Origin of the sequence: Primorskyibacter flagellatus, from assembly GCF_900176485.1 — a bacterium.
Taxonomy (GTDB): domain Bacteria; phylum Pseudomonadota; class Alphaproteobacteria; order Rhodobacterales; family Rhodobacteraceae; genus Primorskyibacter; species Primorskyibacter flagellatus.
On sequence record NZ_FWYD01000009.1, the window covers coordinates 1 to 19,475 of the forward strand.

At 58.5% G+C, this 19,475-nt stretch carries 15 protein-coding genes, 1 tRNA gene and 1 riboswitch; of the genes, 7 read left to right on the top strand and 9 right to left on the bottom strand.

Annotated features, from left to right (window positions below; translation table 11 throughout):
- Positions 1-25: 25 nt before the first annotated feature.
- Entirely contained in the window at positions 26-3,553 is a 3,528-nt protein-coding gene (locus B8991_RS12275; protein WP_143514589.1) for a DEAD/DEAH box helicase, read from the bottom strand.
- 463 nt (positions 3,554-4,016) lie between these two features.
- On the opposite strand from B8991_RS12275, the gene B8991_RS21110 reads away from it, so the two are divergent.
- Positions 4,017-4,280 carry a hypothetical protein gene (locus B8991_RS21110; RefSeq protein WP_179141484.1) on the top strand — a complete coding sequence of 88 codons (264 nt, stop codon included), beginning with the start codon at positions 4,017-4,019 and terminating at the stop codon, positions 4,278-4,280.
- Between the two features lie 44 nt (positions 4,281-4,324).
- Positions 4,325-4,936 carry a hypothetical protein gene (locus B8991_RS12280; protein ID WP_179141485.1) on the top strand — a complete coding sequence of 204 codons (612 nt, stop codon included), beginning with the start codon at positions 4,325-4,327 and terminating at the stop codon, positions 4,934-4,936.
- Here the strand turns inward: B8991_RS12280 and dcm are convergent.
- The 5 genes from dcm to B8991_RS12300 form a co-directional block, all read right to left on the bottom strand.
- Positions 4,857-5,261, bottom strand: coding sequence for a DNA (cytosine-5-)-methyltransferase (dcm, locus tag B8991_RS12285; protein ID WP_084353291.1), 405 nt, complete (start codon positions 5,259-5,261; stop codon positions 4,857-4,859). The genes B8991_RS12280 and dcm overlap by 80 nt on opposite strands.
- A gap of 170 nt (positions 5,262-5,431) precedes the next feature.
- The gene (locus B8991_RS12290) at positions 5,432-5,842 is read right to left on the bottom strand and encodes a hypothetical protein (RefSeq protein ID WP_084353292.1); all 411 of its coding nucleotides are present in this window, start codon (positions 5,840-5,842) and stop codon (positions 5,432-5,434) included.
- Positions 5,823-5,999, bottom strand: a complete 177-nt coding sequence (locus tag B8991_RS21115) for a hypothetical protein (protein ID WP_412780814.1) — start codon at positions 5,997-5,999, stop codon at positions 5,823-5,825. The genes B8991_RS12290 and B8991_RS21115 overlap by 20 nt, the downstream gene beginning before the upstream one ends.
- A gap of 181 nt (positions 6,000-6,180) precedes the next feature.
- Positions 6,181-6,256, bottom strand: a tRNA-Thr gene (locus B8991_RS12295).
- 52 nt (positions 6,257-6,308) lie between these two features.
- Positions 6,309-7,973 (bottom strand): ABC transporter permease, encoded by a 1,665-nt coding sequence (locus B8991_RS12300; protein ID WP_084353293.1) that lies wholly within the window; start codon positions 7,971-7,973, stop codon positions 6,309-6,311.
- An 85-nt stretch (positions 7,974-8,058) separates the two neighbouring features.
- Between B8991_RS12300 and B8991_RS12305 the strand changes: the two genes are divergently transcribed.
- Positions 8,059-8,940 carry a hypothetical protein gene (locus tag B8991_RS12305; protein WP_084353294.1) on the top strand — a complete coding sequence of 294 codons (882 nt, stop codon included), beginning with the start codon at positions 8,059-8,061 and terminating at the stop codon, positions 8,938-8,940.
- Between the two features lie 219 nt (positions 8,941-9,159).
- Here the strand turns inward: B8991_RS12305 and B8991_RS12310 are convergent, their stop codons facing one another.
- Together B8991_RS12310 and B8991_RS12315 are read right to left on the bottom strand one after the other, a co-directional pair.
- Complete coding sequence (locus tag B8991_RS12310) at positions 9,160-9,873, bottom strand: glutathione S-transferase N-terminal domain-containing protein (protein ID WP_084353295.1); 714 nt, start codon at positions 9,871-9,873, stop codon at positions 9,160-9,162.
- A 23-nt stretch (positions 9,874-9,896) separates the two neighbouring features.
- The gene (locus tag B8991_RS12315; RefSeq protein ID WP_084353296.1) at positions 9,897-10,820 is read right to left on the bottom strand and encodes an alpha/beta hydrolase; all 924 of its coding nucleotides are present in this window, start codon (positions 10,818-10,820) and stop codon (positions 9,897-9,899) included.
- Positions 10,821-10,933: 113 nt separating this feature from the next.
- Positions 10,934-11,010: riboswitch (SAM riboswitch) on the top strand.
- A 68-nt stretch (positions 11,011-11,078) separates the two neighbouring features.
- Between B8991_RS12315 and metZ the strand changes: the two genes are divergently transcribed.
- From metZ to B8991_RS12335, 4 genes are all read left to right on the top strand, one after another.
- Positions 11,079-12,260, top strand: a complete 1,182-nt coding sequence (gene metZ, locus B8991_RS12320; protein WP_084353377.1) for an O-succinylhomoserine sulfhydrylase — start codon at positions 11,079-11,081, stop codon at positions 12,258-12,260.
- Positions 12,261-12,421: 161 nt separating this feature from the next.
- Complete coding sequence (gene folE2 / locus B8991_RS12325) at positions 12,422-13,513, top strand: GTP cyclohydrolase FolE2 (protein ID WP_084353297.1); 1,092 nt, start codon at positions 12,422-12,424, stop codon at positions 13,511-13,513.
- A 157-nt stretch (positions 13,514-13,670) separates the two neighbouring features.
- On the top strand, positions 13,671-13,868 hold the full coding sequence (locus tag B8991_RS12330; protein WP_084353378.1) for a hypothetical protein: 198 nt from the start codon (positions 13,671-13,673) through the stop codon (positions 13,866-13,868).
- 52 nt (positions 13,869-13,920) lie between these two features.
- Complete coding sequence (locus B8991_RS12335) at positions 13,921-15,369, top strand: TrkH family potassium uptake protein (protein WP_084353298.1); 1,449 nt, start codon at positions 13,921-13,923, stop codon at positions 15,367-15,369.
- 119 nt (positions 15,370-15,488) lie between these two features.
- Here the strand turns inward: B8991_RS12335 and B8991_RS12340 are convergent, their stop codons facing one another.
- On the bottom strand, positions 15,489-18,662 hold the full coding sequence (locus B8991_RS12340) for a valine--tRNA ligase (RefSeq protein ID WP_084353299.1): 3,174 nt from the start codon (positions 18,660-18,662) through the stop codon (positions 15,489-15,491).
- Between the last annotated feature and the right edge of the window lie 813 nt (positions 18,663-19,475).

Consider the following 19,475-nt stretch of genomic DNA (forward strand, 5'->3'; position numbering starts at 1 on the left):
CATCAAAAACAAGCAGCATAATCAATCAAACAACCGAACCAGAGCCTCCAATGTTCAAGCCGCTCTGATGTCCCATTTTATATGACGACAGACAGTCAAAGACAACATATTCGAGTCCTTCATCCGCTTCCATACGTCGGCGAAGGACATCGAGAAACGCAGCATTTCGCAGACGCTCCGGCGCCACGTAGAGCAACACGATCCGATGATCGAGTACACCTTGAAGCACCTCAGCCAGTTCGAAGCGGGGCCGGTCACTGTTTACGTAGTCAACCGATTCCGCAAAGCCCTGTTCGTGAAGTCTTGCGACCTGATCCTGCATGAGCGCCTTGAGTGGCGATATCACGAGCGTCAATCGACGGTTGCGCAATCCTCGGCAGAGGGACGGAACTTGGAAAAGCACAGATTTGCCTTCCCCCGTCGGCAAGGCGACCATGACATCGCTGGCGCGTGTGCGTATTGCCTCCATGGCCTCCTTCTGGGTAGGTTTGAAGCCGCTGACCGCATTGCCGCCCGACTTGCCCGGAGGCTGCCAATTGGTGACAAGAAATTGCTCCATGGTTGCGAGGTCGGACGGCGCGCCTTCCCGTTGGACTTGCAGCGGTTCGAATGCCAACTGCAGCCGCTTGCGGTCCTCCTTTCGTAAAGGCCCATCCGGCAAAGGATGCTTTTCCACGAAGGCGAGCAATTCGAAGTTTGACACCTCAGCACGGGCGTCCAGCAGCATGGGAGCGTGTATTGACTCGTTCAGGCCGGCTTCCTTCAGCCAGAACTCCAGGAAACGCCCGACAAGTGCCGGGGCGGTCTCAAGTATACTTCCCTCTGGAACGGCGTTTTTTTCGGCGACGGGGGCTGCGCGTGTTTCCTTGGAATTCACCACGTTGTCGCTTGTTTCGGCATCAGCCAGAGCGAACCATTCTTCGAGTGGCAAGGCTTCGACGACCGGGAGAAGTTTTACGTCGAGGGTCGCTGCAAGACGCTGCCAGTCCCGCCATCGGTCAATTGTGTCGACAATGGCAAAGTTGCGGCTGGCCGCCCGCCGCAGATGCTCACGCCGACTACGATGGGGCGGGCACATCTCGCCAAGCCCGATTTCAGCACATGCCGCGCTCAGGATCCGCATCAAGGCCGAACTTGTGGAACTGGCGACGAGAAGAATAGGAATAGCGTCGTCGCGACGGATTGCGCAGAATGCCTCGATAACCCCCGTCCAGTAGGACGCCTGGTCAGCGGAGCCGGGAAACAACCCCGGATACTGCCGCACAGCGAGAAACGGCCGCATCGTCAAGGCCGATGCCGGAGGTTTGACCACTTGGGTTGCGGTTGGCACCCGGATGGTCCGGAAACTCCGCCAACTGCCGCTGACATCGAGACGCTGAGCCGCACTGTCCCGTTTGAGCCACAATTCAGCGCCGGGTTCCGTAATTTTGACCAGGGGCGCATATCGAGAGACGCCTTCCAAGTCTGTCTGCCCCGGTTTAACCGTTTGGCGATCCACGATAACGAAGCGACCTTCGGGCAGCATCGCACGGAAGCTCGACCCATCGACCTCTGACCACCACGAGGAAGCTCGCGGAATCGGCGCCACGCAAACTTTTCCTTCTATGGCGGGGACAAAGCTCCCGCCGTCGATGGCCTCGGAAAGACCTTCCAAACCCTCAATCAGCCACGGGGGCAACATTGTCCGCCGTAGGGCGATTTTCTCCGCTTGTGCCCGCTGGCAGATCGCCAAGAGCACGTGGGCAATGGGGGACTGCGCAAAAGCTTCCTTCAGGTCGCGATCCAGGAGTTCGATATCAATTTGCCATTGCTCTCTCGGAAGCCTTTCGTCGGGATTAGCCGACACCACGGAAACATCTGGCACCCAGTCAATGGCCGTTAGTTCGTGGTCTGGTAACAGCACGAGCTCGACAGGATTTTGCTCAGTGGCAATTAAATATTCCGGGCGTGACCTTACCAAGTATGCAGCAGAGGCAAGGGGTGGGCAAATCGCGCTGAACAACTCTGCCGTGTCGCTGAACTGCCCTGCAAGGATTCTAGCCGTGAGTTCGGGCGGCAGCATCCGCATCTGCTGGGCAAATAGCGCAAGTGTTGCCTCTGCATCGCCCTCGGCATGATGTGCCCCTCCAAGCGCATGAGACCGCGCTAAAGGATCCAGCAAAAACTGAACAAGCATCGTATCCCAGATCAGCGGCGCAGAGTCTGGAGGCAAACGGGCGGAAAGGATCGGCCAGTCCCACGCCAGGATGTTATGACCCACGACCAGTGTGGTGTGTTGCAGCCGTTGGACCAGGTCTGCCAGCGCCGAGTCGAAATCCGTCCCGACTGCCGCATCGTGCAGTCGCTGTGTCGGACCCGACCCAGAGCACCCAACTTCCCATATGTTTTCCCCATCGGTTTCAAGGTCGATGGCCAGCACACAGTGGTGGACAAGGCTATCCAAGACATCGGGGCGATCCGCAAGCGCGGCGACGAGAGGCGAGAGATCCTGCTTCCAGCCGGTTCGAACCTTGTGCTCTGCCGCACTCGAAAGCCGCCCAAACAGTCTCGGCGCAACAGCCGGGTCCTGCACCGCAAGCTCGTCACAGCAGGCTTGGTCCAAGAGAGTATTTTCCGCTAGGGTCATCATCCAGTCACGGAGCGCGCTCGGAAGTCGAAGATTGCGCCTCAGAATTCGCTGCGCGGCTATGGCTTCATAGGCGTTCTGGCCTTCAAACCATTCTAGGTGACTGTGATCGAACTGATCGTTGACACGACGCAGAATAAACCATTCCAGAATGGCAGCTCTGTCGTTGTCATCAAGCCTTCGTTTTGGTTTTCCGTCAGAAATATGCGTTTCAGAAACCCTTGGCGGAGATGCCCATGAGGAGGAAAGCCATTTTTTCTGCGGCTCACCAAGCGCGCTCAATTGAGCGGGAGAGAAATATTCCAGCAGATCTGAAACCGAACACCTCGAACTCGCCGGATCAATCATTTCTGGAAAATCAAAACGGCAAGATTCCAGAATTTCTTCCAGCTGCGCCCACCCCAGCTTCTCGGTGTCCAGGTCTGAAATCAATCTCAACCAGCTGGCACCCAGCAATGGGTCACGCAGATCAGAGGGAGCCTGCTCATCCCATTGTTTTACATACCATTTTGCTTCCATCAGTTGATGAATCTGCTTGAGGGAGCGCGCTTTGAGAACTTCAAGTCTGTAGGCATCAAGATCGGCTTGGCAAGCGGGTACTTCTAGCTCACCCCAATCCAAATCTTCCGCGCGTGCCCATTGCACGATGCATCGTCGGGCAGGCTCCTTTGCCCTAGACCCAATTTGGCACAGCAGCAGATCGCCAACATTAATTGCTTCGAAATCTCGTTGGCCCGCAAAGTTCGAGGTTACATGGAAGAAGAACTCATCATCTTCGAACTCACACCTCGCAAATCCAAACCCTCGATCTTCCACCAAACGTTCGATATTCGCCAAGAAAGGCAGGCGAACAAGACTTGATCGAAATTGTTGCGTGTCGGTCCGTGCTGTAGGAGACGAAGACAGGCTGGATTCTTGAAGATTCAATTGATTACCGGACGCTCAATGTATGCAGAAGCATTTGAAGCATGCGGATGGTGCAGAAACAAGGCGACACATCAGCATCTTGCATGGAGAAGGTTGGACCGCAGGCCCATCCCCTCCGCCACTTGCCCCCGCGAAAGCGTTCTCCTGATCCGGCCGTGGCCGGATTTTTCCGTTGTTTTCGAGGGTTATGCAGGAGGGTCTGAGCACCGGAGATGGGGCCAAAAGAGCCCGAGGTGTTCTCTCCGGGCCCATGTTCTCCCGACCTGTTGCCTGCAGCGATTTGGTGAAATTTCCGTAAGATATTGAAAACGTGTTGTATTTCGAGGGGTGCGGGCGAGCACTTCGATGTCGGTCTCGACCGCGTTAAGCGACCCGGTTCGAACCTCACTCCTTTTGACGACGTCACTTGGCTTGAAGGCATTGACGTGAGATGCAGGCGCTGGGGACATCAGCAAAAAAAGAGATGGCAACAACAGACCGCCTACCATTTTCTTCAGCTTCGCCGTCGGTTTACACGCTGATGTCTTCGGCAATGAGCCGCATGTTGGTAAGCAGTAATGAGGTGGTCGCAGAAAAACCAAATCTGTCGTGTCATTGGCTCATCTCGAGGTGGTTATCTCCACAGTGGATGGTGGTTGTGACCTTGACCTTATCAAGGGAGAGTACGACGGTATTGGTGGTTCTTTTCAGGAGCTACGAACAGACGCTTGGTTTCGGCGAGCAATGAAACGGGCGCGCAGAACGGTGGCATTGATCAGGAGATGAAACGAATTGGATGAACTGATCGAATTCAATAGGTCCGTCGTTGGCGAAGTCACTGAAGAAGCATCAGCAAGTGGTATTTCGCAGGCTGACGCATTTTTTGAACGGATGGCTGCCCTCCTGGAAGCAGAAGGTGAAATTGCGACCGCTGACCGGGTTACGTTTCTCGCCAGCAGTCAGGGCAAGACCGTAAGGCTCGACGGGATTGGCGGAGACCCGCGTGAGTCCGAGGGTATACTTAGCGTCATCGTCAGCGATTTTCATGATGGAGACGCAGCGGTTAAGATCAATGCAAGCGATGCCAAGAAGGCCTTCGGCCACCTAATCAACTTTGTCGCTGCCGCGCGTCGGGCTGCCTTCCGGGCGGACCTGATCGAGGGGAGTGCTGAAGCAGGTGCCGCCTCAATTATTACATCGGCGTGGTCATCCATAACGAAGATCAAACTCATTCTCATGACCAACGCGACCTATAGTGCCAGGACAGACGCGGTTCTTGCGGGCAAGATTGATGGCATTCCAGTCACCTGCAACATCTGGGATCTTACACGCTTCCATCGTTATGATCCAGAAAGCCGTGTGCACGGCCCAGTGAGTTCTTCTTGCTCACCCCAGCGATGCTGAAAGGCTGACATGGGAAGCCAGCAAGCAGGACATCGTGAGCTGGAATATTTGTTTCCCGAATCTCCGTGATGTCGCCAGTGAGTGGATGGTGGTCACCGAAATTCGCGGAGTAGGTTTCTTGCGAGAAGCGGTTCCACTCGCTGGTGAACACACAGGTTCCACCAGCCGCTTCAAAACCAACGCGTAAACCTCCGATACCGGCGAAAAGATCGATGAAGCTGAAACTTCTTGGTGTTTTATGCATGTGTAAACCCCTCATCATGGCACCATATCTAGCTTTCGATTTAGATGGAATAACAAGAATCGCGGAATAAAGCATGAACATCTGAGGTGAGCCAAGAGTCCGTTGCGCCACCGATAGGTTCGAAGGTCGGGCTGTCTTGGCAGCTGCCTTGCGGATGACGGTGAACGGGCGGATTGTCTTGGAGTTGTGCTGAAATGCAGCTGCACTTGCGCTTGGAATAACGCAGCGCGGCACGAACTCAACCGTGGCCGTCAGTTTGGGCTGCTACTAAAGTGTTCCGACTGTTTTTGCCAGTCCACCGGAAATGGCTCAAGCAGCCGACTCAACGCCAATTCGGGCACCTGCGTCCCATCCAGAATCGCCTCGACGACGTCCGGAGCCAGCAGGGTCAGGCGCAGAATACGGGTCATGTAGGATAGCGCGATCCCCTCGCGCTCGGCCAGTTCAGCGATGGTTGTGAACTCGCCCGACTCCAGCAACCTCTTCCAGCGGAACGCTCGCGCCAGCGCCTTGATCAGCGTATTGTCGGACTTGCGTTGGCTAGATGTCCCATTCGGCATCTGCATCTCCTTTCGGCCGCCGCGCTTCACGAGGCAGAACGAGATGTGCACTGTCACCGTTTTTGGGACTGGTTTCGCGCGGTCATGCTCCCGCTCCAACATCGGCCATCATTTCCTGCGTCAGTGCGGTCAGGCCGTCCATCCGGAGACGGACATTCAGGCCATCGGTGCCAATGCCGATCCGCTCGACCAGCAGCGCTAGGATGCGTGCCTGCTCAGCGGGGAAGGGTTCATCCCAGAGCGCGTCGAGTTGGGACACTGTCCGATTTTCGGGAGTAGCTCAGTTCTCCGCCTTTATGCTGGAAACGCTGCTTAGCTAAGGCGAATGACATCAGACACCAAGGCTAGTATGCCAAAAACCGAAGGGTGGATATTTGGGGGGATATTTTCGTGAGAGGTTACGAAATACCTCTAAAATTCATATACTTAATATAGATGTATGGTGCCCCCACACGGACTCGAACCGCGGACCTACTGATTACAAATCAGTTGCTCTACCAGCTGAGCTATAGGGGCACTGACGGGACCAATAATGCGGGTTTGACGGGGCTGCAAGTACTTTTACGCGTCATTTGTTGGCCCGTGCCAGCAACCCCACAGCGCAGAGGCCGACCAGGATCACCAGCAGGGCGGCGGGGCTTGCATCGCCCAGGTTTTCAAGGCTTGCCTGCTCGTGGACGCGGGTTGCCAGAGTGTCATAGTTGAAGGGGCGCAGCAGCAATGTCGCCGGCAGTTCCTTGACGCAATCGACGAAGACCAGCAGCAGGGCAGACGCGACGGAAGCGCGAATCAGCGGAACATAGACGGCCCCCAGAACCTGCGCGTTATTGCGTCCCAGCGACCGCGCAGCCAGGGCAAGATTGGGCGAGACCCTGCCCATCGCCGCATCTGCCGCACCTTGGGCGATGGCGAAAAACCGAACGCAATAGGCGAGAATCAGTGCGAAGGCAGATCCGGTCATCACCAAGCCGATGTCGCGGCCGGTCAGTGTCTCGACCGTATCGGCCAGCGCATGGTCTGCCAGCGCCAGTGGGATCAGGATGCCGACGCCCAGCACGGCACCGGGGGCGGCATAGCCGATGGTCGTGACGGGCAGCAGCAGCCGTGGCAAGGACCGTCCGGACAGGCGCACACTGTAGACCAGAAACAACCCCGCCAGCACCGTGAAGAATGCCGCAAGCCCACCTACGGTGAGCGTGTTGAGCGTGGCGCGGATCAGCGCCGGATTTCGCCATTCTTCCGCATTGGCCAGAGCATGTGACAGGATGACCGCAGTTGGCAAGACAAACCCCATCAGAAACGGAACGAGGCAGGCTGCAAGCGCCAGAAACCCGTGAATGCCAGTCAGTTGAGCCCGCGCGACGGGCCGAAAGCGGGTCGACAAGTTAAAAAACCGCAGCTTGCGCCGCGACACCTTTTCCAGCGTCACGAGGATAATCACAAGCGCCAGAACCACGCTGGCGATCTGGGCCGCACCGCCGGCATTGTTGCTTTCCAGCCAGACGCTGAAAATCCCCGTGGTCAGGGTTTGCACGGCAAAATAATCGACCGTGCCGAAATCATTGACGGTCTCCATCATCACGATGGCCACGCCGGCAGCGATGGCCGGACGCGCCATTGGCAGTCCCACGCGCCAGAAGCGTTTCAATGCGCCTGCGCCCAAAGACTGTGCGACCTCTTCGGCGCTGCCGGACTGTTCGCGAAAGGCGGCCCGCGTCAGCAGGTAGACATAAGGATATAGCGCCGCCGCCAGAACGATGATCGCGGCACCCGTGCTGCGTATCTGCGGGAACCAGTAATCCCGCGAAGTTTGCCAACCTATCAACTCGCGCAGCGCGGTTTGCACCGGTCCCGCATATTCCAGAAAGTCGACCAAGGCATAGGCACCGACATAAGCGGGTATCGCCAATGGCAACAGCAGCAACCATTCCAGCCAGCGCCGCCCGACAAAATCATAGCGCGCGACCAGCCACGCCGCCCCGGTGCCGACCATTGCAGTCAGAAGCCCGACGGACAGCATCAACACCAAGGTGTTGGAGACATAGCGGGGCAGGGTGGTCGACAGCAGGTGTGGCCAGATGTTATCGGTCGGGAAGGCCGCGATCCACAACACGGCCACAATCGGGGTCAGCACGATCGCCGCGATCAGGACCGCGCCAAACGACCACGGATTGAAAAAGCGGCTGCGCACGGGGCGGGCCGAAGCTCTGTCAGCGGAATTGGCGAAGGTCATCGGAGGGAGTCTCGATAAGCGGTTTCAACGTCCGGCAAACAGCTTATAGTGCAGCGCGCAGGCAATCGAAAGACCGACAGGCAAAATGCGGGTAATCCTCCATCCCGGTGCGCATTGCACCGATGAAGGCAGGCTGGTCAAATGCCTGCTGACGAATGTCGATAGATTTCTGCCGCGCGGTGTGGTGATCCCGTCACCGAGCCGCTATCGGCATCTCTTGCCGACGGTTCTCAACAAACTCGAAGATGCCGATGCCGCCGAAGACGCCCGCGATGTGATGTTTGATCTGCTGATCGACGAAGAGCCTGACAGCGTTGAACGGGTTCTGCTGAGCCACGAAAACCTGTTTTGTGTGCCCAAGCTGGCGCTTTCCGGCGGACGGTTCTATCGCAAGGCGGAACGCCGGCTGGAAACGATGACGCGTCTGTTTGACGGCGATCAGGTGGAGTTGTTTCTGGCGCTGCGCAACCCGGCAAGCTTTCTGCCCGCTCTGTTCCACGCATCGCCGTTCGAGGCGCTGGTCGAACTGACCGGCGGGTTCGATGCACAGCATTTCCGGTGGTCCGATCTGATCGAACGTATCCGAAATACCTTGCCAGACATGCCCATTACGGTTTGGTGCAACGAAGACAGCCCATTGATCTGGGCCGAAATCATCCGCGCAATGGCCGGTTTCCAACCCAACGAAAAGATTACTGGCGGGTTCACCCTGTTGGCCGAAATAATGAGCCAGAAGGGCATGAAAAGGTTTCGCAATTATCTGGCGGATCATCCGCATATCGGCGAAGAGGAGAAGCGCTTGGTGATGGTGGCTTTTCTTGAAGAATTTGCCATCGAAGGGGCGCTTGAAGAAGAGCTTGACCTGCCGGGATGGACCGATGCGCTGGTTGAGAAACTGACCGAGATTTACGAGCATGACGCTATTCAAATAGCGCGCATGCCCGGTGTCAGGTTTCTGGCACCTTAGAATATTGCCGAGGACACGCCCGGTCGCGCGTTAGAAACAGGCGAAGGGTTCGTCACCCGGACGCGCCAGAAATCGGGACAGCATGGACGGATCTTCGGACCTAACCGCCCGCCTGATTGCGATGGAACTTTCCGGTGCGGGCGCGTTATCCGAAGCGACAGGCAAAGCTCACGGCGCATCGGGCCGCGCGCCAGGGATTGCCTGTCCAAAACAAACCCTTCACTTCTGGCCGAAAAGAACCTTCTGAGACTCGCGCTTTTCGTCGTCGTCCTGCTTGGCATCGCGCAGGTCTGCATGCAACCCTTGTCCCTGTTGCACAGCAGGCCGACTGCCCACCGTTTCCAACCAGCGGGCGAGGTGGGGTTTGTCGTCCAGCGTCTGTTGCTGACCCTCCCACAGCGACGCCCATGGCCAGATCGCCATATCCGCGATGCTGTAATCGGGCCCTGCCACAAATTCATTTTCGGACAGTTGCTTGTTCAGCACTTGGTAAAGCCGCTTGGTTTCGTTGCGATAGCGGTCCTGCGCGTAGGGAAGCTCTTGTGGCGGCTCCATGCTGGGGGCGTATTTCAGGAAATGATGCGCCTGACCCGCCATCGGACCCAGACCGCCCATCTGCCACATCAACCACTGATCCACGACGATGCGCGCGCGCTCATCGGCTCCGCAGAATGTACCGGTCTTGCGGGCAAGGTATTGCAGGATGGCACCCGATTCGAAGATCGAGATCGGCGCCCCATCCGGCCCGTCGGGATCCGTGATCGCGGGCATGCGATTGTTGGGCGCGATTTTCAGGAAATCCGGGTCAAACTGGTCGCCCTTGCCGATATTGATCAGGTGGGTCTGATACGGCAGCCCCATTTCTTCCAGCGCGATGGAAACCTTCCACCCGTTCGGCGTGGGCCAGTAATACAGGTCGATTGAAGCGGTCATTGCATCCTCCGTTTGGGGACGCATCATGTGGTTTGTCGCGGGAAGGGCAAGGGCAGACGTATCGGGAAGGGTTGAAAAAGCCGTGACCAATGCGGATCTGCGGTCTGGGGAAGGTATGCGCGCAATGTCGCGAGCGGCAGCGCCTCGGGGCTGCGCAGCAATGCGCGGTACAGCGGAAACACCCCGCCGCGCAGGTAGGGTGACCAATGACAGACGCGTCGGACCGGAGGCGCGATACGATAGCCAAGACTTTCCAGCGCGTCCAGCGTAGCGGGCTGGTCCAGTTGCAGGTTCAGCATGTTGGCGGCGTTCAGCCCATGTCCCAAGGCCCGATCGCCGGGGGTGTGCGGACGGATCGCGGTTTCAAAGAGCAGATCGAACAAGTCGTTCTCGCGCGTGGTGACGTTGACGATCTCGCTTGTGTCCGGCAGGTTCTCCGTCTCGGAAATGTAGGCAGCCCCGGCCATCAGGATCATACGGCCGATCTGCCCCCGGCGGACATGCCGCAGCGCGCGCAATGCGACACGCGCCCCAAGCGAATGCGCGAAGAACTGGATTGGCCGTGCGGGATCAAGCGAGGCGATGTCATCGACCAACCGGGCGAGTGCGCGGCCCGCAACCTCTGCGTCGTGATAGCCCTGACGAAACCCGTTGCGTGCCTGCCAGCCGAAGCCAACCGACAGGCCTTCCTGCGGATCGTTGCGGCCAAAGCCAAGGTGGCGCGGCCAGCTGATGGTGCGCGGTCCGCGCGAGCGAGGTTTCAGGGACAGAAGCGATCCATGTGGACAATGCCGGGCATGACCGGGCGCATAGCGGTAGCCATGGATCGAAATGATCACCGGGCCGAGGTCGGCCTCAAGGGCGCGCGCAAGGTCCGGGCGCGGGCAGTTTGCCGTGCTGTGAATCAGCGGGCGGTCTTCATGGGCAGTAACGCTCAAATGGGTCATTTCAGGCCTCCACTACATCTTGTGGGCAGCAGCTAACCCAGACATACGACACATCCGTGAAACCTGCGTTAAGCCTGCGTGACGGCCTTGACCTGTTGCGCAACGGCACTTAAACGCCTCTGCGTGGCGATTTGTTACCGGATTGTGGGCCACGTAAAATATGCCGCTAAAAGGTCAGGATGAAGGAGACCCCTTTCGCTTGGCCGCGTCTGGGGTTTTTTCATGGGCGGCGCAGCGGTGCCGCAAAAGGACAGGACAATGACACGATCACGCAGAACCCGCACAAACCTCGTGCATGGCGGCACCCGTCGCAGCCAGTATAACGAGGTCAGCGAAGCGATCTTTTTGACGCAAGGGTTTGTCTATGACAGCGCCGAGGATGCCGAAGCGCGGTTCATCAAAGCAGGTGACGACGAGTTTATCTATGCGCGGTATGGCAATCCCACAGTGCGGATGTTCGAAGAACGCATCGCGCTTCTGGAAGGTGCCGAGGATGCCTTTGCCACGGCCAGCGGCATGGCGGCCGTCAATGGTGCGCTGACAAGCATGCTGCAAGCCGGCGATCACCTTGTGTCGGCGCGCGCGCTGTTCGGGTCATGCCTTTATATCGTGGACGACATCCTCACCCGCTTCGGGGTCGAGGTCACATTGGTGGATGGCACTGATCTGGACCAGTGGCGCGCGGCGATCCGTCCCGACACCAAGGCGGTGTTCTTCGAATCGATGTCCAACCCGACGCTGGAAATCATCGACATCGCGGCGGTGTCGGAACTGGCCCATGCGGTCGGCGCGCTTGTGGTGGTCGACAACGTCTTCGCCACGCCGGTCTACTCGCGCGCACTGGATCTGGGTGCGGACGTGGTGATCTATTCGGGGACCAAGCATATTGACGGGCAGGGCCGGACGCTGGGCGGGGTGATCCTCGGCAGCAAGGAATACATCCGCAAGACAGTTGAACCCTACATGAAACACACCGGCGGCTCGATGTCGCCATTCACCGCCTGGGTCATGCTCAAGGGATTGGAAACCATCGACCTGCGGGTGCGGGCGCAGACGCAGAGTGCTGGCGCCATTGCAGAGGCCCTTCAAAATCATCCAAAGCTGGCAGGCGTGGTCTATCCGGGACACGCCTCGCATCCGCAATACGATCTGGTGCAAAGCCAGATGGGTGCGGGCGGCACCATGCTGGCCATTGAGTTGAAGGGCGGGCAGGAGGAGAGCTTTCGGCTGCTCAATGCGTTGGAGATCATCATAATCTCCAACAACCTTGGCGATGCAAAATCTATCGTGACCCATCCCGCGACGACGACTCATCAACGATTGACCGAGGAACAGCGTGCCGAACTGGGGATCAGCCGGGGATTGATTCGTCTTTCCGTGGGAATCGAAGACCCGCAGGATTTGATTGACGATCTGTTGCAAGCGTTGGAGGCAGTCTGACCGACACCGCGCGGGGCTATTACCGCTGTATCAGTCCCCGCTGAAAAGACCGGGTTTGAAATGTGTGACATAGTCTGATTAAAAAAAGTTTACTTAAAGGAATTGGAAATCCGGTCTCATAACGCCTAAGTAGATGGGGCAACACTCCGAAAGGTGGTGACATGAACGTGCACCTGTCCGACGTCCCGACTGATCTGACCCGCGAAGAGGCACAGGCCGCGCTGGCCGCACTGCGCCTTTGGGCGGCCAATGCATCGAAGGAAGATCTTTCTTCGATGGACCCGGCCGTTGCCCGGCTGATTGGCGAGGCAGACCAGCCGCAGATGTCCAATCTCTACCCTCAGGATTTTGTCGTCGATGAAGCCTACAAAGCCAGCCTGCCGGATCTGCAAAACGGCCCTGCGGCGCTGATTCGTGGTGCCAAACGTGCGATCCAGCATGTCGGGATTTCCAATTTTCGCCTGCCTTTGCGTTACCACACGCGCGACAACGGCGATTTGACGCTGGAAACAAGTGTCACTGGAACCGTCAGTCTGGAGGCCGACAAGAAGGGTATCAATATGAGCCGCATCATGCGGTCCTTCTATGGCCACGCGGAAAAAACCTTCAGTTTCGAGGTGATCGAAGCGGCACTTGACGATTACAAGACTGACCTTGAGAGCTTTGACGCGCGCATTCAGATGCGGTTCAGCTTTCCCGTGAAGATAGAAAGCCTTCGGTCCGGACTGTCCGGCTATCAATATTACGATCTGGCGCTGGAACTGGTTGAACGTGACGGCGTACGCAACAAGATCATGCATCTCGATTATCTCTATTCGTCAACCTGTCCCTGTTCGCTGGAACTTAGCGAACATGCCCGGCGCGCCCGTGGACAGCTTGCGACACCCCATTCGCAACGCTCCGTGGCGCGGATTTCCGTTGAGGTGCGGAAAGGCGATTGTCTGTGGTTCGAGGATTTGATCGACATGTGCCGCCGCGCCGTGCCCACCGAAACGCAGGTCATGGTCAAACGTGAGGATGAACAGGCATTCGCTGAACTCAACGCCGCCAATCCGATCTTTGTCGAGGATGCGGCACGGCTGTTTGCAGAGCAGCTGACGGCGGATGCGCGGATTGGTGACTATCGGGTGATTGCCAGCCATCAGGAAAGCCTGCACAGCCACGATGCTGTCTCGATCCTGACAGAAGGCGAAACCTTCAAGGCCGACAGCCTGGATCCGAAATTATTCAACACACTGTTCCACGTCGGTTAAGACAATCTGATGCTGCAATGCAGCAACAGATTGTCTCTGATCCTGCCGGGATGCGGGATCAAGACCGGTTTCATGCTATATTGATCAGCATGGGAGGAAACCAAATCTAACGAAGAGGTTTCCAATGCCGACACCGCAAACTCTCAGTATCAAATTCATGTCTCCGCAACTGCGGAATGCCCTCGACCTCTTTCTTGCCGCTGCAGGGCAGGGGTTCAACGGCTATATCGAACGGCGCGCGCGCATGACGGAACTGGCGCGGCTTGATGCGAAGTCAGACGAAGAACTGTCGCGCATGGGGCTGCGGCGCGACGATATCCCACGCTATGTTTTTCGTGACCTTATCGGCGCTTGAACGGCACGCCGGTGCTTGACTTCCCCGCGGGCCGCAGCCAACGCTGCGGTCCATGTTTGACGTCCGTCCGGTCCTTTATGTCATCGGCCTCCTTGTGGTGGCGCTCGGCCTGACCATGCTGCTGCCGATGCTGGTGGACATGGCCGAGGGCCGTGGCCAATGGCCAGTTTTCGCGGAAAGCGCGATGCTGACGGTATTCGTGGGCGGGTTGACGGCGCTGGCCTGTGCCAATGGTGTCCGGGAAGGCCTGTCGATTCAGCAGACATTCTTGCTGGCGACCGGGGTCTGGGTGACGCTGCCATTATTCGGTGCCATTCCCTTTGTGCTGGGCGAGACGGAGGCGCGTTTCGTCGATGCCCTGTTCGAGGCGATGTCCGGGCTGACCACCACCGGATCCACGGTGTTCACCGGGCTGGATACGCTTCCCAAAGGGTTGTTGTTGTGGCGGGGATTGCTGCAATGGCTCGGCGGGATCGGCATCATCGTTGTGGCGATGGTGTTCCTGCCGGAACTCAAGGTCGGCGGCATGCAGATCTTCCGTTCGGAAGCGTTTGAGACGATGGGGAAAATCCTGCCGCGCGCGACCGAGATCGCGTCACAAATTTCGGTGGTCTATGTCTCGCTGACGCTGCTTTGTGCGCTGTGCTACCTTGTGCTGGGAATGAACGCATTTGATGCCTCTGTGCACGCGCTGACCACCGTATCCACCGGTGGCTTCGCCAATTATGACGCATCTTTCGGGGTATTTACCGGCCCCATGGAATATGTGGCGTCGATCTTCATGGTGATGGCAGCCCTTCCGTTCGTGCGCTACGTGCAGATGCTGAACGGGCATACCGGCGCGATGCACAGGGACGCGCAGGCGCGTGGCTTCTTCTTCGTGATCCTTGCGCTGGTGCTGGTCGCGAGCGGCGTTCTAATGTCGATTTTTCCGCATCACTGGGAACAGGCCTTCCGCGAAGCATTGTTCAATATCACCTCGATCATCTCGGGCACCGGCTATTCCAGCGTCGACTACATGACCTGGGGGCCGTTCCTGATTGCGATGTTTTTCTTCATCGGCCTGATCGGCGGGTGTGCCGGTTCAACCGCCTGTTCGGTAAAGATTTTCCGCTACCAGATCCTGATTGCCTCGATCCGCACACAGATGCGCAAAATCCGGTCGCCCCACGCAATCGTTCTGCCGCGCTATGACGGGCGAACGGTGGGCGAGGATGTGCTCAACTCGGTGATGTCGTTTTTTGTGATTTTTGTCGTGTCGCTGGGGCTGACGTCTGTCGCGCTGGGAATGACCGGGCTGGATTTTGTGACGTCGGTGTCGGGAGCGGCGACGGCGTTGGCGAATATCGGTCCGGGTCTGGGGGACATTATTGGTCCGGCAGGTAATTTCGCGACGCTGAACGATGTGGCCAAATGGGTGCTGATCCTCGCCATGCTGGCGGGGCGGTTGGAACTTCTGGTGGTGTTTGTTCTGTTCACGGCGCGATTCTGGCGGGGGTGAGCGCGCATTCATCGGCGTCTGCACTATGCAGCAATGTCGGATTTTGAGTATTTTTGCCAAGAAGAAGTGAGGGGGCGATCATCCGCCGCCCCCGTTTTATTTCAATGCCTTAGGCGCTGTCAGAGTTCGTTGAGGCGGGCGAGCGCGGATTTGAGTGTGGCCTCCTCCTCTTCGCGCTGCGCGACGTTGCCTCGGGTTTCCTCGACCACCTCATCGGGGGCGCTGGCGAGGAATTTCGGGTTGTTCAGCCGCCCCTTCATGCCGCCGATTTCCTTGGCAAGTTTGCCCAGGGTTTTTTCCAGCCGGGCCTTTTCGGCATCGACGTCGATGATGTCGGCAAGGGGGATCCCGAAGACGGCACCTTCGGCTGGGACCACGGCGCAACCCTTTGGAAAGGCGCTGACTTTCGTCAGGCTTTCAACGCGCGCAAGACGCTTGATCAGGGCCTCATTATTGTTCCACGCGGCTTGTCCGGCGGTGTCGAGATGGCTTGCCAGAAGGGTGACATGCAGACCTGCGGGCACGTTCATCTGCGCGCGGGCAGAGCGGATGCCTTCGATGAGGGAGATTACCCAGTTCATCTCTCGGTCAGCGTTTTTATCAACCAGTTCAGAGGCTTGCCAGTCTGGCCAGTCCGCGTGGACCAGCATGCCATCGCGCTTGGTCAGCGTGGCCCAAAGCTCTTCGGTGATATAGGGCATGATCGGGTGCAGCATGACCAGACACTGATCCAGAACCCAAGCCATTGTGGCGCGGGTTTCTGAAACGATTTCAGTATCTTCGGAGTCGAAGAGTGGCTTGGAAAACTCCACATACCAGTCGCAGACCTTGCCCCAGACAAAGACATAAAGCGCGTTGGCGGCGTCGTTGAATCGGTAGTTGGAGAGCGCCTCATCCACGGCTTCGCGCACCTTGGCGGTTTCGCCGACAATCCAGCGGTTCACGGTGTGGGAGTTTGAGGGCTTTTGCCCCTTTTGTACGTCCGAATTGTACATATCGTAGACATGGTTCATTTCGGCAAAGCGGCAGGCGTTCCACAGCTTGGTGGTGAAGTTCCGGTAGCCCGCGATCCGCTGCGTCGAAAGCTTCAGATCGCGGCCCATCGCGGCCATCGCCGTGAGGGTGAAACGCACCGCATCTGCGCCATATTCGTCGATCAGGTCCAGCGGGTCGAGGACATTGCCCAAAGACTTCGACATCTTCTTGCCCTTCTCGTCGCGGACAAGCGCGTGGACATAGACCGTGTCGAAGGGTTTTTCGCCGACAACCGCGTATTGCATCATCATCATCCGGGCGACCCAGAAGAAGATGATGTCAAACCCGGTGATCAGCACGGATGTGGGGAAGTATTTCTGCAACTCCGGCGTCTCTTCGGGCCAACCCAGCGTGCCGAGCGGCCAAAGACCGGAGGAAAACCATGTGTCCAGCACATCGGGGTCGCGCCAGACCGGGTAGATCAGCCGGGTTGGATCTTGCGTCGATTCGTATTCGGCAAGGCTGGTGGCCAGCTCATGCACCGCTGTGGCGCGGTCTGCGACTTCGACAACCGATGCGTGGTTCAGCGGCTGCGGCAGACCCGCCAGCACATCGAGGAACTGCGCCTTGACCGCATTGAAATCATGCGCGGAATGCAGACGCTCGCTGCCCGGTGTGAGATGTTGCTGAAGCAGAAGGCGTCCCATCTCGACCAGATCAAGCGCGCCGTCGCCTTCATCGTCGCGGAAGCCCTGCGCTTCAAGGTCAAGCCCGTACCAGACCGGGATCTGGTGACCCCACCAAAGCTGGCGGGAAATGCACCACGGCTCGATATTCTCCAGCCAGTTGAAATATACCTTGCGGTCGGATTCGGGCAGGATGTCGGTGCCGCCACCCGCTTTGCCCTTGCGGACGGCGTCCAGCGCGGGATCGACGATCTTGGCGGTGTCGACAAACCACTGATCGGTCAGCATCGGCTCTATCACGACCTTGGACCGGTCACCGAACGGCTGCATGATGGGCTTGTTCTCGACGAAGGGGATCGTCGCGTCCCGGACTTGATCCGGGACCTCCTGGCCGTCCTCCGCCTGCGCATCGGGAACGTAGTCGGGGTTGGGACACATGACCGCCAGACCTTCGGCATTGATCGCGGCAACCACCTTGTCGCGCGCCTCGAACCGGTCCAGCCCGCGATACTCGTCCGGGACAAGGTTGATCGGCGTGGTATCGGTAGGGGCAGGGGTATCGCCGCTGGCGATTTGCGTCGCAAGCTCGGCCGCCTCGGCATAGGCCATCCCGTCGGCGCGCATTGCGCCCTTGGTGTCCATCAGCGGGTATAGCGGGATATTGTTGCGCACCGCGACAGCGTAGTCGTTGAAATCATGCGCGCCGGTGATCTTGACCGCGCCCGAACCGAACAGCGGGTCGGGATAGTCATCGGTGATGATCGGGATCAGACGGCGGTGTTCTTTCGGACCCACGGGGATTTCGCACAGCTTGCCGATGATCGGCTTGTAGCGTTCGTCCGAGGGGTGAACGGCAACCGCGCCATCGCCCAGCATGGTTTCCGGCCGTGTCGTCGCGATGGCGATATAGTTGCGTTCCTCTTCGAGGATGACGTTCCCGTCCTCGTCCTTTTCGATGTAGATATAGGTGGCCCCGCCCGCCAACGGGTATTTGAAGTGCCACATATGGCCCGGTGTGTCGATATTTTCGACCTCCAGGTCGGAAATCGCGGTCTCGAAATGCGGATCCCAGTTGACCAGTCGCTTGCCGCGATAGATCAACCCCTTGTTATACATGTCCACAAAAACCTTGATGACGGCATCGTGGAAATTGCCGCCCTGGCCCTCGGGGGCGCCCGGGGCACCGGACATGGTAAAGGCGTTGCGGTCCCAGTCACAGGACGCGCCAAGCCGCTTGAGCTGGTTGATGATCGTGCCGCCGGACTCTTGCTTCCAGTCCCAGACCTTTTCCAGAAATGCCTCGCGGCCCATTTCGCGGCGGGTGGGTTGCTGATTCTTGGCCAGTTCGCGTTCAACCACCATCTGCGTGGCAATGCCTGCATGGTCCTGACCGGGCTGCCAAAGCGTGTCAAAGCCGCGCATCCGGTGCCAGCGGACAAGGATGTCCTGCAACGTGTTGTTGAAAGCGTGGCCCATATGCAGTGACCCGGTCACGTTGGGCGGCGGAATCATGATGCAGAATGTCTCTTCGCGGCTGGCATTCGCGCCTGCGCGGAAAGCGCCCGCATCTTCCCATGCCTCGTAGAGACGGGGTTCCGCCTCGCTCGCGTCGAAGGTCTTTTCCATCGCCATTTCGATCTTCCCATCTGCTGGCGCGCCCCGGTGGGCCCGCGTGTCGGCTGTTGCCATACGGTCTAGCGTCTGGCTGCGGGAAGGGAAAGCCGGGGGGTGGCAATTTGATGTGTCGCCAGGAGGGGGAAGGTAGAGCAGCGACACCCCAGGGAGGAGGAAAGGCGTGCCGCCGCTCTCGTTACGGTTGACGCCAGGGAGGAGGAGAGGCGTCTTCCGAACTGTGCTGGGCCGTTTGGGCCCGAATACGGTTGAGCAGCGACACCCCAGGGAGGAGGAGAGGAGTGCCGCCGCTCTCGTTACGGTTGACGCCAGGGAGGAGGAGAGGCGTCTTCCGAACTATGCTGGGCCATCTGGGCCCGAATACGGTTGAGCAGCGACACTCCAGGGAGGAGGAGAGGAGTGCCGCCGCTCTCGTTACGGTTGACGCCAGGGAGGAGGAGAGGCGTCTTCCGAACTATGCTGGGCCATCTGGGCCCGAATACGGTTGAGCAGCGACACTCCAGGGAGGAGGAGAGGAGTGCCGCCGCTCTCGTTACGGTTGACGCCAGGGAGGAGGAGAGGCGTCTTCCGAACTGTGCTGGGCCATCTGGGCCCGAATACGGTTGAGCAGCGACACTCCAGGGAGGAGGAGAGGAGTGCCGCCGCTCTCGTTACGGTTGACGCCAGGGAGGAGGAGAGGCGTCTTCCGAACTGTGCTGGGCCATCTGGGCCCGAATACGGTTGAGCAGCGACACTCCAGGGAGGAGGAGAGGAGTGCCGCCGCTCTCGTTACGGTTGACGCCAGGGAGGAGGAGAGGCGTCTTCCGAACTGTG